This is a genomic window from Marinobacter sp. UBA2688, from assembly GCF_002352785.1.
GTDB classification, from domain to species: Bacteria; Pseudomonadota; Gammaproteobacteria; order Pseudomonadales; family Oleiphilaceae; genus Marinobacter; species Marinobacter salarius.
Map to the genome: position 1 here is coordinate 123,816 of NZ_DELU01000024.1, position 15,106 is coordinate 138,921.

The window sequence follows — 15,106 nt, forward strand, 5'->3', positions numbered from 1 at the left end:
ACTTCAGTACATGTTAGTGGGCTCGCCAAAATGATCATAAGTCATTGATTGACTTTCTCCCCGAATTAATATTTGGTCTACTGTCGGTCCCCGAGGAGGCAAACCGACACTTTAGTCTTAGACCAAATTAGGTATTGGCATCCTTCCGTCACGTCTCCGTGTTTATTACCAAGTAACAATTGCTCCGACTGCAAAGGTGTCCGACTCTTCCAAGTCTGCACCCGAAGACTCGACAGCACTCTCGTGGCGGGTATATTCTGTTACTAACTTGAGATAATCGTTAACATCATGAAATGCTGCCAAAGTTATTGTCTCGCGATTCATATCGAGGATATCGTCCGTTCCCTCCCCATACGATACAGCGAAGCGATTAACTCCTACGGAATACGATCCTTGGACCAAAAACCCTTTAGTATCTTGCTCTTCAAAAGCTGGCAGAGCACCACCGATGGTGAAATTATTAGTAAATAGAGGATTCAAACCTTCAGCGGTAAATCCAGATGCTGTGAGCGACAAACCATCTAGGGAAACCTTTACACCATAGCCAACCCCCTTTGAGGTCACGTCTTCACCGCCAGCGACCTTAGTTTCAGATTTTTGGTACTGTCCATTTATCCAAGCGGTAAGATTTACAGAACTAACATCCATGGTGTATGTCACTTCGGACTCAATACGCGGCATTTCCTCATATCGTGCTTCGGTACTTGAACTCTCAGCAATCTTATTCGGGTCCATAATACCTACCGCGACTTTCAGCCCCCCCAAGTCCGGTGAACGATAGGTAATTTGTGAGGTTGGAAAAGCATAGGGATAACCACTCCCTATGTTCCCGAAGGAAACACCCGCAGTATCAACCAATCCCAGCACGTCGCTACTGTGGCCGTGCCCCATCAGAACTTCATCTAAGAAAAGATTCGATCTTGCGAATAGACCAAAATCCCTACCAATTAGAATTTCGCCCCAACTGCTCCCAATGGTTCCGTATAGCTGCCGAACATTGAGACCGGTTGAGGTACCTGACGTATCAGTGTCGTTAATATTAACCCAAAAAGAGGAACGGGCGCCCAGCTGAAGATCACCCATGTCTCTGCCAACATTAAACCCGAGATAGTTGGGAAAGAAGCCCATTTTCACACGAGATTGCCTACGATCGAGATCATTTCCTGGCCTATCCACATCCGTATTCACATAAAAAGCGTTAACATAACCGTCTGTAGAAAAGCTGGTACCGTCTTCGTTGTACACTTCAATCGCTGCATTGGCGCCGGCGCTTGCTCCCATGGCCGCAGCCATTGCAATTGCCAACCCTGACTTTCTCAAATTGTTGTTGTTCATAACTCCCCCGGTTTTTATTGAATCTGGGTGTTGAGCAACGGGTGATTACCCGTGTCTCAGGCGCACTCTCTCGCCTGAATTCCATGGTCGACGAAGCGGGGGAAGTGGAAAATGCGCCAAGGGGGCAGGTTTTCTGATCTTTTAGGAGGCTCTGGAAACAGGACTTTGGGATTACTACCCGTCAGGAGGGAAAGAGCTCGAGCTCTTGCAGACAGTCGTCCAGGAAGCTTTCAGGGTCAGCCATGACGGCCTCATCGGCGACAATACCGAACTGGACCTGACCAGCATAGCTGACAATACTTACCCCGAGCCCGATATCACCCGCCTGGGGTACCCAGAACATCTGCTCCAGTATTCGACAACCGGCCAGATAGCGCTCATCCCGCGTACCGGGCACATTCGATACCACTGCACTGCCCTTGCGGTAGAACAGGTCCGCCACTGGCTGACGCCAGGCTTCCGGAATAAGCGAAGCACTGCCGGTCAATGCCCAGGACAGGCCCGGTTGCCAGCTTTTCTTGAGTTTGCGGGTTTCATGCTTGATGCGGAAAAGCCGTTCCAGCGAGCTTTCGCCATCCACCGGCAAGGGAACAAAAACAGTCCCGAAGTAATTACCCAGGGTCCCGGGGTCGGGCTTTATACCTTCCGGCAGATGACTGCGTATGTCCACGGGCACCGCTGCATGGAGCACTGCCTCGTCGACGTCGGTGTCGTCTGCCATAAGCCGCTTGCGAACCGCCGAGGCCACGCAACTGAGCAGCACATCGTTGATGGTTACGCCGGTTATCGTTGCAATGTGGCGAAAACGCTCCAGTGCCAGCGGCTGTGACCAGCGACACTGGCGCCGCCCCAGCAGCGACCGTTTCAGAGATGAGTCAGTGTCTTCCGGCACCACCAGGAACTGGCTGAGTTCGTTCACCAGCCTCAGGCTTTTCCAGGCCGCCTGCTCCAGGGCATTGCGGCCAGATGACCCGCCGTTGCGTGGAATATCCCCGCCCTCTGCGGCATCAGTCTGCGGTAGCCCGCTGGCCGTCAGCTCACGCAACCAGGCGGTGGCGGCCCGTGACCAGCGGCCGGAGTCTGCCTCCTCCCTCTCACCATAGAGCACCGGGGCCTGTTGGGGAGAAGACGGGCACAGGCGCTCGAATATGCCCAGCAGCGATAGCCCGTCGGCATAACAGTGATGCATGCGCAACAGCAGTGCGGCGCCGCCCTCGGCATCGGGAACCAGCCAGAATTTCCAGAGCGGGCGGTAAGTGGGCAAGGTCTGGTTCAGCCGGGCGGAAACCCAGTCCTGTAATGCCTGCCGGCTCAATTCACCGGGAACCACCTCAAGATGATGGTTAAGCGAAAATACCGGGTCTTCTTCCCACCACCAGCCAGGGGCACGGCGTACAGGCATAAAGCGGAACCGCTCCCAGGCCAGCCAGTAGATACGCAGAAATTCCCGGAGCCGGGCTTCCGTCAACCCTTCCACCCGGAGCATGACCGTGATGGTCATGGGGTTTTCCGGGCGCTCCAGGGCCAGCCAGGCTGAATCCACAGGCAACAGGAGATGCGATTCCTTTTGACTCAAACCTGTCTGTCCCCGGATAAATGCTGCAATAAATGGAAAGATGACCCTGCATTGTGCCAGACAAGCCCGGATGGCTCCATATAAGGGCCCACCTCACGCGCTTACAAAAAGTTACACGGAGGTAACCTATCCCCTCTATACTGGGAATAAGGATTAATGAAATGGTTATGAGGCACCAGACGTGCCTTTGCGTCCTGTTCGCCAAAAGTCTATTGGCCGTAACCGGGCGTAAAAATGGTAACCAGTGCCAATATATGCAGCGACATAAGGCGGTACAACTGGATTACCAGCACCGATAAAGACCAATAAAAGGCAAACACCGGGTGCTGGAGGAGAGCAGTTATGAAAGCGAGCCATGTACGCAAACTGATCAAACCGATCGAAAGCGCCTACTCCGAAATGTTTTCGGGGCGGGTCTACCGGGTTGGTACCGGTGCCGTTTCCGTCCGCAATCACAGTGGCAAGGCGGAGCAGACTGTCGTCGGTGTTCACGGCTTTCTGGAAAATCACTGCTATTTTACCCAGGCCTACGAAGCACCCACCACTGAATTGATCCTGCTCACCTGCAGCAATTATCACATCCCGGTGAATGGCGTCACGCCCGAGTCTCCGGACTGGGAGGTGCCCATCAAACACCTGGAAGGCACCATCGAGTACGATGCCTGTATTCTGAACCAGGCACTGGCAAACCTGCCGAGCACCGAAAATATCCGTGTACACGGCCATTCCCGTGGCGGCGCGGTGATTCTGGAAGCCATCCAGCAATGGCCGGAACTGTACGAAAACATCGAGGTGGTACTGGAGGCCCCCGTGCTGCCCAATGGCCGGCTCTCTGCCCTGGTAACGGCGGTACTGGAACCGGTGAGCCACGGCATGTGGCCCTGGCTGATCCGCCTGATCAACAGCGCCCCCTCCTCCGCCTACGGCCAGACTTTCTTCGGCAAGATGAATCCGCGCAAGAAACAGTTGCTGGGTAAGCTGTTTTCCGCCACCAAGGACCACCTGACCATCGTCCGCAATATCGAGAACCTGATGGCCTGGATGGAGCGAACTGACGCCAGCGTCTACAGCAGGGTTCGCTATGGTACCTTCCTGATCCCCGCGGTGGATCGCATACTCGACCGCCAGGCCATGTTGGCCAGTGCGCGCCAGAGCCCGACCACCATGCGCATTATCGAAACCGAGGCTCCCAGCCACTTTATCACCCTCGACAGCAAGGAATGGGTACCCGGCTTTGAAAGCCTGCCGGCAGCAGCCCAGGGTTAACAGGGCTGCACAAACACTCAAGCTCCGCTAAACTGGCGCGCTTCTGTTGCAGGTATAGTGGAGCCAGATTCCCATGTATCGTGAGCGCCTTGTCGCCACCAGCACCCATTCCGACAGTGCTCGCCGCCTGCAGCAACTGTTGCTGGACTATCATGATTTCCGCCAGCACAAGGCCGCTCACCCGCTACTGGAACAGACCTTCCTGATCGCCGACTGGCAGGCCGAACGGCTGAAAGCCACCCATGCGGATCTCTACCGGCACCCCGGGTACCACACCGGCCTGGAATTCCTGCTGACTGACCTTTACGCCCCTGCCGGCATGACCCGTCGCGACGACAATATCGACCGGGTCTTCCCGAAAATGGTGAAATGGCTGCCGGACAACCTGCTGGACACATTTGCCGGGCTGGTGGAACTCAACCTGATTACCCAGCAACTGGACCTGGAACTGGCCGAACTGTGCCACCACCAGGGGCTCTCCCCTGCATCCCTTGGCCGGGACGACTATTGCGAGGTCTTCCGCAGTAGCCAGCGCATGGAGCACCGCGAGAGGCAGATCTACCTGGTAGCGGAGGTTGGGCAGCAGCTGGATCGCTACGTACGCAACCGCACCCTCGGCTGGCTGCTGTCCATGAGCCGGGCGCCGGCGGAAATGGCGGACCTGACCGACCTGCACAGCTTCCTGCACCGGGGCTATTCCGCATTCCGTAAAATGGATGATGTGGACCTGCTGATTGACCGCCTGGTGACACGGGAGAGAAAGGTAATGGACAACATTCTGAACCGCCGCCCGCAGCCGTTTGACCTGCCCGGTGATCTTTGAACCGGACAACCCGGCTCAGGTTTTCAGAATCTGATCCAGCTGGGAATGGATCTCCTGCTCGATCCGGGATTTGAACGGCCGTAGCAGCATCCCCAGTTCCAGATGGATATGGAGATCGCTCCCGGTAATGTTCAGGTGCCCTTTCACCCCGCTTCGCTTGAAGCTCAGATGATCCCCTTGCCACTGATAATTCACATCGAACTGCTTCGACAGATCCTCGGCCAGGGTTTCCGCCGCTTTGCGAGCATGATTTTTATCAAGGGAATGGGCGCGGTGGACATCAATAACGGACATGGATCGGGTTTCTCCGGAAAATAGGGAACGTTTTATAGTGTAAGGCGCCATTAAACTTGTAGCCACCCCCGCAGGCGTTAGAATACGGGGTTCAGATTCTGACAGGACCCAGCCATGAGCGAAGATCATGAAAAAGTCATGAGCGAGCAACAACCGTCTGCCAACCAGCCCCGGCCGGAGGCGCAGAAAGACGACGTCACGCACTTTGGCTTTCGCAATGTGCAAAAAAGCCAGAAAGCGGGCCAGGTGGCGGAAGTGTTCCATTCAGTGGCCGGCAAATATGACCTGATGAACGACCTCATGTCCATGGGAATCCACCGCCTCTGGAAGCGCTTTACCATCGAGCTTTCCGGCGTGCGCAAAGGCCACCAGGTGCTGGACATTGCCGGTGGCACCGGCGACCTGACCATGAAGTTTTCCGATCTGGTCGGCCCCGCCGGCAAGGTCGTGCTCGCCGATATCAACGCCTCGATGCTGCAGGTTGGCCGGGGCCGGCTGATGGACCGCGGCTACGCCGGCAACATCGAATACGTACAGGCGGATGCCGAACACCTGCCATTTCCGGACAACAGCTTCAATGCCGTCAGCATTGCCTTCGGCCTGCGCAATGTCACCGACAAGGACCAGGCACTGCGGGACATGGCCCGTGTCCTCAAACCCGGCGGCAAGGTGATGGTTCTGGAGTTTTCCAAACCGACGAATCCTTTGCTCAGCAAAGCCTACGACGCCTACTCGTTCAATGCCCTGCCGTTGATGGGCCAGTTGATCGCCGGCGACTCCAGCAGCTATCAATATCTGGCCGAATCCATCCGCATGCACCCGGACCAGGACACTCTGAAATCCATGATGGAAAGCGCCGGGCTGGTGAACTGCAAGTACTACAACATGACCGGCGGCGTGGTCGCCCTGCACGTGGGAATCAAGCCCTGATGTTTCCCGGCCCCACCCTGCTGTCTGCGGTGACTGCCATTGTCGAGAGCGCCCTCAACCGTGCACTGGAGCTGGATCCGGCGGGAAAGCAGGCACTGATGTCGGCATTGACAGGGCCGGTGCAGTTTTCACTGGACACGGTGGGGCTCACGCTGGTGTTACACCCGGCCGGAGACCGCCTGCGGGTTGCCAGCCACCCCCCGGAAACACCTGCACTGGTGCTTTCCGGCCAACCCATGGCCTTTGCCGCCCTGGCTATCGGTGATGACAGAGTGTTCAGCGAAGGGCGCATCCGGGTTACCGGCGATACCGCCCTCGCGCATCAGTTCCAGCGCGCCATGGATCAGCTCAACCCGGACTGGGAAGCGGCCATGGCGGCCCATGTTGGCGATGTACCGGCCCACTTCATCGGCCAGCGTATCCGCGGTGCTGTCGATTGGAGCCGGCAGGCTGCCAGATCCCTGAATGCCAATATCGAAGAGTATATCCACGAGGAAAGCCGGAGCCTGCCGGGTCGCCGGGAGCTGGAAGCCACCTTCACGGATATTGATCGGTTGGCCTTGCAGACCGAACGCCTGGAAGCCAGAGTGGAGCGGCTGGAAACCCCCAACAGACAAGACCAACCGGAGTCGCCGTGACGCGCCTGCAACGCCTTTTCCGCATTGCCTGGGTATTCTGCCGTTACCGGCTGGATATCTTTCTACCGCTGGCGGAACTGCCTCTCCCGCTGAAACTGTTTTTCCTGCTGGCGCCCTGGCATCTGTTCCCGCAACCGAAACTCGACCGTGGCGACCGGTTGCGCCTGGCCTTCGAGGAACTGGGGCCGGTGTTCGTCAAGTTCGGCCAGATTCTCTCCACCCGCCGGGACCTTCTGCCCGACGACATGGCGCTGTCCCTCAAGAACCTGCAGGACCGGGTACCGCCTTTCCCCGGTGAGGTGGCCCAGGGCATTATCGAGAAATCTCTTGGTGCTCCGGTGGAGGAACTGTTTGCGCAGTTTTCCAAAGAGCCGATGGCCTCCGCCTCGGTGGCTCAGGTTCATGCCGCCACACTGCGGGATGGCCGGGAGGTAGTGGTAAAAGTCATCCGCCCCGGCATCGAACGGGTCATCCGCCAGGACCTGGCACTGTTGTACATGATGGCTGGCCTGCTGGAACGCTACTGGTCTGAAGGTCGCCGCCTGCACCCGGTGGAAGTGGTGGCGGATTACGACTCCACCATTCACGATGAACTGGATCAGCAACGCGAAGCCGCCAATGCCAGCCAGCTCCGCCGCAATTTCGAGAATTCGTCGCTGATTTACATTCCCTCCATCGACTGGGATTACACCCGCAAATCGGTGCTGGTGATGGAGCGCATCCACGGCATCCCCATAGCGGATATACCAGCGCTGAAAGAAGCCGGTGTGGACCTGAAGGTGCTGGCGGAAAAAGGCGTCGAAATCTTCTTCACCCAGGTTTTCCGTGACAGCTTCTTCCACGCCGACATGCACCCCGGCAATATCTTCGTGGACGTCAGCAACCCCGCGGACCCGAAATACATTGCCATTGATTTCGGCATTGTCGGTACCCTGGCTCCGGATGACCAGAGCTACCTGGCCCGCAACCTGCTGGCATTTTTCCGCCGTGACTACCGCCAGGTGGCGGAACTGCATATCCAGTCCGGCTGGGTACCCCCGGATACCCGGGTCAATGAATTCGAGGCGGCCATACGCACCGTCTGCGAGCCTATTTTTGAGAAACCGCTGAAGGATATTTCCTTTGGCCACTTCCTGTTACGACTGTTCCAGACCGCACGGCGGTTCAACATGGAGGTGCAGCCACAGCTGGTGCTGCTGCAGAAAACCCTGCTGAATGTGGAAGGCCTCGGGCGGCAGTTGTATCCGGATCTGGACCTGTGGAGCACTGCGCAGCCCTTCCTGGAGACCTGGATGCGCAAGCGCATTGGTCCCTCCGGCCTGATCAAGTCCCTGCAATCGCATCTGCCCGCCTGGCTTGAACAGTCGCCGGAAATGCCACAACTGGTCCACGATGCACTGGTACAACTGCGCAACTCGGGCTCCAACGACCAGTCCAGCCGCGCTACACTGGAGCTAATTCGTGAAAACCGCGCCCGTGCTGACCGGCGCTGGCGACGAGGACTGGCCGCAGCGGCCCTGGCCGGGGTGGCCTGGCTGAGCCTCGACCATGACCTTGCCACCCTGGCACAGACCATGCCCGTTCATGGCTGGGCCTTACTGGCTGTAGCGGCCTGGCTGGTTGTTGGCCGTGAACGGAAAAACTGACGGAAGTCATCTAAATGCAAGAATCAAACGCTAGAGTCGGGGCGCCTGACTGGTTAGAGGAAATCCGCTGGAATGCGGATGGGCTGGTACCTGCCATTGCCCAGGACGCCGCTACCGGCGACATCCTGATGATGGCCTGGATGAACGCAGAGTCGCTCCAGTTGACCGCTGAAGAAGGCCAGGCCGTATATTGGTCCCGTTCCCGCGGCAAGTTGTGGCGCAAAGGGGAAACCTCCGGGCACCAACAGGTGATCTCGGAAATCCGGCTGGACTGCGATGAAGACGTGATTCTTCTGAAGGTTGAGCAGAAAGGCGGTATCGCCTGCCACACCGGGCGACGAAGCTGCTTCTATCGCAAACTGGAAGGCGGGCAATGGGCGAGCGTGGATCCGGTTCTGCGGGATCCCGGCGCTATTTACGGTGACAAACAGGGAGGTAGCAACCATGAGTGACATTCTTGAGCAGCTGGCCCAGGTGTTGGAAGCCCGCAAGGAGGCCGATCCGGAAACCTCCTATGTCGCCAGCCTGCACCAGAAGGGGCTCAACAAGATTCTGGAAAAGGTAGGGGAAGAGTGCACCGAGACGTTGTTGGCCGCCAAGGACGCGGAGCACTCCGGTGAAACCCGGGACGTGGTTTATGAAACCGCCGACCTCTGGTTTCACAGCATGGTAATGCTGTCCCGGCTTGGCCTTGGCCCCAAGGACGTCATTGACGAACTCGCCAGCCGATTTGACCTGTCTGGCCTTGAAGAAAAAGCCTCCCGGGATCAGTGATCCGGGCAACCCTGAAGAGGGTTTCCGGAAGCCCCCCGAAGTGGCGTACAATCAATCGTAACAGAAACCTTAAGACGAGGGTCCCGGCATGGGCATCAGTATCTGGCAACTCCTAATCGTACTTGGCATTGTTATTCTGTTATTCGGAACCAAAAAGCTCCGTAATATCGGCGGGGATCTGGGCGGTGCCATTCGTGGGTTCAAAAAATCCATGAACGACGACGACAAGAAGGACGATGACCCGGACGCCATCGAAGAAGAGTCCGACGTGAAGGCTCATGAAGCCCGCGCCGAAGAAAAGCCACGGGACAAGTCCCACAGCTGAGACGGGCTGAATGTTTGATATCGGCTTTGTCGAGCTGCTGATCTGCGGCGTCATTGCGCTACTGGTTCTTGGCCCCGAACGGCTGCCTACAGCGGCCCGGGCAGCCGGGCGCTGGATAGGGGGTGCCCGCCGCATGGTGAGCCAGTTTTCCTCGGAACTCGACCGTCAGCTGAAGGCGGAAGAGCTTCGCGAAGAACTGCGCCAGGCCGGCGACGTCGGCCTGGACGATGTCCAGAAATCGGTGCGCGGCGCCCTGGACGAGGCCAAGAAGTACGAGCACATGGTTCTGTCCGACGACGGGAAGTCCAAACACCGGCCCGCGCCCGCAACCCGGCGGACTGCCGAACAGTCAGAGCCTGAAACGGAACCCATGCTGGAGCCGGAGGAGGACCCAACCTCGGCCAACGGTTCCGGACATGCCTCTCTGGCCCCCGATGATCCTCCACGAGAGGATGACAGCAGGCACGACCAGTCGGCCGATAGCACCCTGAAACAACAGGAAAGCACGCCGGATAACCGTTCATGACCACCCAGCCCGACGGCAAAAACGCCCAACGTCCCGAAGATGCACAGCCGGAAATGCCACTGATCGAGCATTTGCTGGAGCTGCGCAACCGCCTGCTGAAAATGGTGTTGGCGGTAATCATCTGTTTTGCCGCCATCTACCCGTTTGCCAATGAACTCTACCTGCTGATATCGCAACCCTTGCGAGACCTGCTGCCAGTCGGCCAGACCATGATCGCAACGGACATCACCTCACCGTTCTTCGCGCCATTGAAACTGGCCCTGGTGCTAGCTGTGTTCGTGGCCATACCGGTGATCCTCTACCAGCTCTGGAGTTTTATCGCGCCAGGCCTGTATGCCCATGAGAAGAAGCTGGCGTTCCCCTTACTGTTTACGTCGGTCGTCCTGTTCTATCTGGGGGCGGCATTTGCCTATTACGTGGTGTTCCCGCTGGTGTTCGGATTCTTCACCGCCATCGGCCCGGAAGGCATTGTGGAGTTGCCGGATATCAGCAGCTACCTCAATTTCGTACTGAAGATGTTCTTCGCCTTCGGGGTTGCCTTCGAAATTCCCATCGCCACCATACTGCTGATTCTCACTGGCGCCACCACGCCCGAGGACCTCGCTGCGAAGCGCCCGTACATTGTGGTGGGCTGCTTCGTGATCGGCATGTTGTTGACGCCACCGGACATCATCTCCCAGACCCTGCTGGCGGTGCCCATGTGGTTGTTGTTTGAACTCGGCATTCTGTTTGGTCGGCTCGCCAGGCGCGAGGTGGAAGCCCCTGATGCAACGGACGCCTCCAACGAATGAACCTGGCACTGCTGTTCCAGGATGATTTCGTGGCAACGGACACAGCCGTCCTCAAGGGCCGCCGGCTGGCACACCTGCATGCAGTGTTGAAGGTCGCGGAAGGCGATCTGGTACCCGTGGGCCTTGTCGACGGCGATATTGGCACAGGCCGCGTGCTCAGGCTTACCGATACCGAGGCCGTACTTCAGGTGGAATTAACCGCACCGCCGCCAGCCCCCCTGCCCTTGACCTTGGTCCTGGCCATGCCACGGCCAAAGATGTTCCGCCGTGTACTGCAGACCTGCGCAACCCTTGGCGTCAAGGATATCTGGCTGATCAATGCCTACAAGGTGGAGAAAAGCTTCTGGCAAACGCCGTGGCTGTCGGACGACAATCTGCGGGAAAACATGGTACTCGGCCTGGAGCAGGCGCGGGACACCCACCTGCCGCGGCTGCACGTCCGCAAGCTGTTCAAGCCGTTTGTGGAAGACGAGCTGCCGGCCCTGCTAAACAATACCCGGGCTCTGGTGGCCCATCCCGGTACCAGCACGCCCTGCCCAGCACACATCAACGAACCCGCCACCCTGTGCGTTGGCCCGGAAGGCGGGTTCATACCGTATGAAGTCGACAAGCTGATCGAGGCGGGCTGCGAGGCGGTGCACCTTGGCAGCCGTATACTCCGGGTGGAGACCGCCGTACCTGTGCTGGTCAGCCGCCTGTTCGACGCCTGCGGTTAGCTCAGGCCGAACGCGCCTTCCAGAGTTTTGTCAGTGGTGTGATCACCGCTACCAGTAGCGCGCCCGCTACAACGCCGAAAACACCGTCCGCAAGCACCGGAATAACGGCCTGAGCGAAACCACCAAAACCTTCGACAAAGTGATGAATGGCCTCATACACCGGTGGTAGTCCATGGGTGAGAATGCCACCACCCACCAGGAACATGGCGATGGTGCCCAGCACTGACAAGGCTTTCATCATCCAGGGAGCAAACCAGAGGATGCCTTCCCCAACCCGCTTGGCGAATGGGCTTTCTTTCTGGCTGAGGTACAAACCGCCATCGTCCAGTTTCACAATGCCGGCCACCAGGCCATAGACACCGATGGTGATCATTATGGCGACGACCGTCAGCACCATGAACTGCATTCCGATGCCCTGACTACTGACCGTTCCCAGGGTGATCGCTATGATTTCGGCCGACAGGATAAAGTCTGTGCGGATCGCCCCTTTGATCTTGTCTTGCTCAACCGCTTTCAGATCGGCGTCGGGATTTTTCAGGGCGTTGCGAAGTTCTTCCTTGTGCTGTTCATCTTCCTGCTTGTGAAGGAACCGGTGAGCGATTTTTTCAAACCCCTCAAAGCAGAGAAAGGCGCCACCCAGCATCAGCAGGGGAATCACCAACCAGGGCACGAAGAAGCTGATGGCGAGAGCCCCCGGAACCAGGATGGCCTTGTTGAGCATCGAGCCCTTCGCCACCGCCCAGACCACCGGCAGCTCCCTCGCGGGTTTCACACCGGTTACCTGCTGGGCATTGAGCGCGAGGTCATCCCCCAGCACGCCGGCGGTTTTCTTGGTGGCCGCCTTGGTCATCAACGCCACATCGTCCAGAACCGTGGCGATGTCATCAATCAATACGAGGAGACTGCTGGCAGCCATAACGAATTCCTTTTGGTTCAACGATGTTTATGGTGCGCCCTGCAAACCATACTCAGGCATCCAGCCCCATGGCCTCGGCGGCAATACGATTCTTGATCGGCCCAAGCTGGTTCAGCCAGCGCATGCCGGTGTTGCGGAGCCAACGCAGGGTCAACTCATCACGGCCAAACAGTTGCTTGAAACCTTCCATGGCCGCCATCATCGCGAGGTTCTCACCCTTGCGACGGCGCTGGTAGCGAGCCAGAACAAGCTCGTTGTCTGGATCAATGCCTTTGCTCCGGGCACTGGCAAGTTCATCCAGCAACGCACGAACATCCCCATAACCCAGGTTCGCCCCCTGACCGGCCAGGGGATGAATGGTATGGGCGGCATCGCCCACCAGCGCAAAGCCAGGGGCGATGTATTCCTTGGCATGGCGTTGACGCAAAGGAAACGCGTAGCGACGCGAGACCCGATCCACTGCGCCCAGTTCACGCTCTATCGCCCGTTCCAGCTCCGCTTTGAAGGCGTGGTCATCCAGCCCCATCAAACGCCGAGCCTCTTCGGTATCCTGTGACCATACAATAGAACAAAAATGCTCATCGCCGGACTCTGACAACAATGGCAGGAAAGCCAGAGGTCCTGTGGGCGAGAACCGTTGCCAGGCCGTATAGCGGTGGCTCTGGGCCGTTCGAACGGTGCATACGATGGCCTGCTGGCCGTAATCCCACTCGCGGGTCGGTAGCCCCACCCACTGGCGCAATCGGGAGTGGGCACCGTCCGCCGCCACTACAAGCCTGGCGCCGAAGGTCTGGCCGTCTTCCAGGCGGATGCCTCGCGTGTGCCCGTCCTGCCACCAGCCACTCACCCTGACCCCGTCAATCAGGGTCACAGCGCTGTCAGCCAGGGCATCAAACAGTGCCCGTACAATTCGGCGGTTCTCAATGATCGTACCCAGCGCCGGGGCGCGGAGCTCTGCCGCTTCGAACTGGATGCGGCCGGTGCCATCGCCGTCCCACACCGTCATCGTCTGGTAGGGACAGTGGCGACCAGCGGTTATGTCCGGCCATACCCCCAATTGTTCCAGCAGCCGCTGGCTGGCGACCGAAATGGCGCTCACGCGGGGATCGAAATCTTCCGCAGATAGCGCTTCTTCGGGGTCCTGCATCAAGGCCTTTCGGTCGGCACCTTCCACCAGCCCTACGTTCCAGCCCTGCCGAGACAAACCCAGCGCAAGGGCCGAGCCCACCATGCCGCCGCCAACCACCAGGATATCGAATTGCGGTTGCTCACTCATGGTCATTGCGTTCCGAGAAAGCGTTGTCAGTAGCACGAAGCTCGGCCCGGCGCCCACCCAGCCCCATGGCCTGACGAGCAAACCAGCGCTTGGCGCCGGGTAGCAGATCCAGCCCCATCAGGCCGGCGTCGCGGGCGGTGGCCACCAAGGGTAGATGATTACCGAAAAGCTGGATCAGTGAGTCGGAAAACCGTACGGTTTGTTGCCAGTCCCGACGATGACGTGCCTGATAGGCGTTAAGCACGCCCAGGCTGCCCAGGGGTTGCTGCTGCTCGACAGCCACACAGAACTGCTCCACCAGCGCCATCAGCCCCCTCAAAGCAAGGTTGAAGCCCTGACCGGCAACCGGATGAAGCGTGTGCGCCGCATTGCCTACCAATACCACACCGGGGCGAACTGCCTCATCCACGGTTTTCAGGGTCAGCGGGTAGTGGCTGCATTCCCCGATTCGGGTGAAACGCCCCAGGCGCCAGCCAAAACGATGCTGCAGTCGCTGGCACTTGTCGTCATCGCCCAATGACAGCAGTTCATCAAGAGCCTCACTACTCAACGTCCATACCAGGGCAGCGTTTGTGCCGGCGCGCGCTGGCGAGCCGTGAGGCAACAACGCCATGGGGCCAGCATCGGTGAAACGTTCAAACGCGGTAAACTCATGACTATGGGAGGTGGAGACATTGGCGATCAGGGCATGCTGATCGTACGCCTGTTCATTGACCCGGAAGCCCAGTGTTTCACGCAGGCCGGAACGGCCGCCGTCAGCCACTACCAGGCACTGCGCAGTCAGTTCCCGATTTCCCGTGTCGGTGCCCAGGGTAACGCGAACACCCTCCGATAGCGGCTGCATGGCTGTCACTTCCGCCGGTGCTTCCCAGACCACATGCGCCTGCAGCAGTTCCCGCATCAGGCACAGCCCCATCCAGCGGTTGTCCGCGACATAGCCCAGAGCCTCCTGTTGGTGCTCGGCGGCGTTCAGGCGCGTGGCCCCGAAATGCCCACGATCCGATACATGAATATGGCGAATGGGCGTGGCATGCTCGGAAAGCCGTTGCCACAGGCCCAGTTCTTCAAAGATCAACCTTGAGCCCCAGGCCAGCGCTGTGGAGCGGGCATCGTAGCTGGGCTGGTAACTGTCAGGCAGGGCGTCCGGAGACAACGGAAACGCCTCTACCACGGTCACCCGCAATTGCGGCAAGGTTTTCGCCAGCGCCAATGCCAGGGTGGCTCCTGCCAGCCCACCACCGGCGATGATGATATCGGTATCGTGCTGGTTCACG

17 protein-coding genes are annotated in these 15,106 nt (G+C 58.5%); 11 read left to right on the top strand and 6 right to left on the bottom strand.

Going from position 1 to position 15,106, the window contains the following annotated elements; translation table 11 throughout:
- Nucleotides 1–165: 165 nt before the first annotated feature.
- Together B3M52_RS13695 and B3M52_RS13700 are read right to left on the bottom strand one after the other, a co-directional pair.
- A complete protein-coding gene (locus tag B3M52_RS13695; protein ID WP_286749702.1) occupies nt 166–1,335 on the bottom strand; it encodes a porin in 1,170 nt (389 codons plus the stop codon).
- A 181-nt stretch (nt 1,336–1,516) separates the two neighbouring features.
- Nucleotides 1,517–2,911 carry a WS/DGAT domain-containing protein gene (locus B3M52_RS13700; RefSeq protein WP_286749703.1) on the bottom strand — a complete coding sequence of 465 codons (1,395 nt, stop codon included), beginning with the start codon at nt 2,909–2,911 and terminating at the stop codon, nt 1,517–1,519.
- A 342-nt stretch (nt 2,912–3,253) separates the two neighbouring features.
- On the opposite strand from B3M52_RS13700, the gene B3M52_RS13705 reads away from it, so the two are divergent.
- Entirely contained in the window at nt 3,254–4,177 is a 924-nt protein-coding gene (locus tag B3M52_RS13705) for an alpha/beta hydrolase (RefSeq protein WP_286749704.1), read from the top strand.
- 73 nt (nt 4,178–4,250) lie between these two features.
- Nucleotides 4,251–5,000 (top strand): FFLEELY motif protein, encoded by a 750-nt coding sequence (locus B3M52_RS13710; protein WP_286749705.1) that lies wholly within the window; start codon nt 4,251–4,253, stop codon nt 4,998–5,000.
- A 15-nt stretch (nt 5,001–5,015) separates the two neighbouring features.
- Here B3M52_RS13710 and B3M52_RS13715 read toward each other — a convergent pair whose 3' ends face one another.
- Nucleotides 5,016–5,294 (bottom strand): polyhydroxyalkanoic acid system family protein, encoded by a 279-nt coding sequence (locus B3M52_RS13715; RefSeq protein ID WP_286749706.1) that lies wholly within the window; start codon nt 5,292–5,294, stop codon nt 5,016–5,018.
- A 138-nt stretch (nt 5,295–5,432) separates the two neighbouring features.
- Between B3M52_RS13715 and ubiE the strand changes: the two genes are divergently transcribed.
- The 9 genes from ubiE (at nt 5,433) to B3M52_RS13760 (ending at nt 11,640) form a co-directional block, all read left to right on the top strand.
- Nucleotides 5,433–6,224 carry a bifunctional demethylmenaquinone methyltransferase/2-methoxy-6-polyprenyl-1,4-benzoquinol methylase UbiE gene (gene ubiE, locus B3M52_RS13720; protein WP_286749851.1) on the top strand — a complete coding sequence of 264 codons (792 nt, stop codon included), beginning with the start codon at nt 5,433–5,435 and terminating at the stop codon, nt 6,222–6,224.
- Nucleotides 6,224–6,862: a ubiquinone biosynthesis accessory factor UbiJ gene (locus B3M52_RS13725; protein WP_286749707.1), complete on the top strand. Its 639-nt coding sequence runs from the start codon at nt 6,224–6,226 to the stop codon at nt 6,860–6,862. Before ubiE ends, B3M52_RS13725 begins: the two co-directional genes overlap by 1 nt.
- A complete protein-coding gene (gene ubiB, locus B3M52_RS13730; RefSeq protein ID WP_286749708.1) occupies nt 6,859–8,508 on the top strand; it encodes a ubiquinone biosynthesis regulatory protein kinase UbiB in 1,650 nt (549 codons plus the stop codon). The genes B3M52_RS13725 and ubiB overlap by 4 nt, the downstream gene beginning before the upstream one ends.
- 14 nt (nt 8,509–8,522) lie before the next feature.
- Nucleotides 8,523–8,960, top strand: a complete 438-nt coding sequence (gene hisI / locus B3M52_RS13735) for a phosphoribosyl-AMP cyclohydrolase (protein ID WP_286749709.1) — start codon at nt 8,523–8,525, stop codon at nt 8,958–8,960.
- Nucleotides 8,953–9,282 (top strand): phosphoribosyl-ATP diphosphatase, encoded by a 330-nt coding sequence (locus B3M52_RS13740; protein ID WP_036210485.1) that lies wholly within the window; start codon nt 8,953–8,955, stop codon nt 9,280–9,282. Before hisI ends, B3M52_RS13740 begins: the two co-directional genes overlap by 8 nt.
- An 88-nt stretch (nt 9,283–9,370) precedes the next feature.
- Nucleotides 9,371–9,607 (top strand): twin-arginine translocase TatA/TatE family subunit, encoded by a 237-nt coding sequence (gene tatA, locus B3M52_RS13745; RefSeq protein ID WP_286749710.1) that lies wholly within the window; start codon nt 9,371–9,373, stop codon nt 9,605–9,607.
- Between the two features lie 10 nt (nt 9,608–9,617).
- Complete coding sequence (gene tatB / locus B3M52_RS13750; RefSeq protein WP_286749711.1) at nt 9,618–10,133, top strand: Sec-independent protein translocase protein TatB; 516 nt, start codon at nt 9,618–9,620, stop codon at nt 10,131–10,133.
- Nucleotides 10,130–10,924: a twin-arginine translocase subunit TatC gene (tatC, locus tag B3M52_RS13755; protein ID WP_036210493.1), complete on the top strand. Its 795-nt coding sequence runs from the start codon at nt 10,130–10,132 to the stop codon at nt 10,922–10,924. Before tatB ends, tatC begins: the two co-directional genes overlap by 4 nt.
- Nucleotides 10,921–11,640, top strand: a complete 720-nt coding sequence (locus B3M52_RS13760; RefSeq protein WP_286749712.1) for a 16S rRNA (uracil(1498)-N(3))-methyltransferase — start codon at nt 10,921–10,923, stop codon at nt 11,638–11,640. The genes tatC and B3M52_RS13760 overlap by 4 nt, the downstream gene beginning before the upstream one ends.
- A 1-nt stretch (nt 11,641) precedes the next feature.
- Here the strand turns inward: B3M52_RS13760 and B3M52_RS13765 are convergent, their stop codons facing one another.
- From B3M52_RS13765 to ubiH, 3 genes are read right to left on the bottom strand one after another with little or no spacing between them, the layout of a single operon-like run.
- Nucleotides 11,642–12,556, bottom strand: a complete 915-nt coding sequence (locus B3M52_RS13765) for a DUF808 domain-containing protein (protein ID WP_286749713.1) — start codon at nt 12,554–12,556, stop codon at nt 11,642–11,644.
- A gap of 52 nt (nt 12,557–12,608) precedes the next feature.
- Entirely contained in the window at nt 12,609–13,832 is a 1,224-nt protein-coding gene (locus B3M52_RS13770; protein ID WP_286749714.1) for a UbiH/UbiF/VisC/COQ6 family ubiquinone biosynthesis hydroxylase, read from the bottom strand.
- Complete coding sequence (gene ubiH / locus B3M52_RS13775) at nt 13,825–15,105, bottom strand: 2-octaprenyl-6-methoxyphenyl hydroxylase (protein ID WP_286749715.1); 1,281 nt, start codon at nt 15,103–15,105, stop codon at nt 13,825–13,827. Before ubiH ends, B3M52_RS13770 begins: the two co-directional genes overlap by 8 nt.
- Between the last annotated feature and the right edge of the window lies 1 nt (nt 15,106).

Excerpts from the sequence above, each read along its gene's own strand:
- B3M52_RS13740 (WP_036210485.1), top strand. The coding sequence starts at position 8,953 with ATGAGTGACATTCTTGAGCAGCTGGCCCAGGTGTTGGAAGCCCGCAAG.
- tatC (WP_036210493.1), top strand. The coding sequence starts at position 10,130 with ATGACCACCCAGCCCGACGGCAAAAACGCCCAACGTCCCGAAGATGCA.
- B3M52_RS13695 (WP_286749702.1), bottom strand. The coding sequence starts at position 1,335 with ATGAACAACAACAATTTGAGAAAGTCAGGGTTGGCAATTGCAATGGCT.
- tatA (WP_286749710.1), top strand. The coding sequence starts at position 9,371 with ATGGGCATCAGTATCTGGCAACTCCTAATCGTACTTGGCATTGTTATT.
- B3M52_RS13725 (WP_286749707.1), top strand. The coding sequence starts at position 6,224 with ATGTTTCCCGGCCCCACCCTGCTGTCTGCGGTGACTGCCATTGTCGAG.
- B3M52_RS13705 (WP_286749704.1), top strand. The coding sequence starts at position 3,254 with ATGAAAGCGAGCCATGTACGCAAACTGATCAAACCGATCGAAAGCGCC.
- tatB (WP_286749711.1), top strand. The coding sequence starts at position 9,618 with ATGTTTGATATCGGCTTTGTCGAGCTGCTGATCTGCGGCGTCATTGCG.
- B3M52_RS13710 (WP_286749705.1), top strand. The coding sequence starts at position 4,251 with ATGTATCGTGAGCGCCTTGTCGCCACCAGCACCCATTCCGACAGTGCT.
- B3M52_RS13765 (WP_286749713.1), bottom strand. The coding sequence starts at position 12,556 with ATGGCTGCCAGCAGTCTCCTCGTATTGATTGATGACATCGCCACGGTT.
- ubiE (WP_286749851.1), top strand. The coding sequence starts at position 5,433 with ATGAGCGAGCAACAACCGTCTGCCAACCAGCCCCGGCCGGAGGCGCAG.
- hisI (WP_286749709.1), top strand. The coding sequence starts at position 8,523 with ATGCAAGAATCAAACGCTAGAGTCGGGGCGCCTGACTGGTTAGAGGAA.
- B3M52_RS13770 (WP_286749714.1), bottom strand. The coding sequence starts at position 13,832 with ATGAGTGAGCAACCGCAATTCGATATCCTGGTGGTTGGCGGCGGCATG.
- B3M52_RS13715 (WP_286749706.1), bottom strand. The coding sequence starts at position 5,294 with ATGTCCGTTATTGATGTCCACCGCGCCCATTCCCTTGATAAAAATCAT.
- B3M52_RS13760 (WP_286749712.1), top strand. The coding sequence starts at position 10,921 with ATGAACCTGGCACTGCTGTTCCAGGATGATTTCGTGGCAACGGACACA.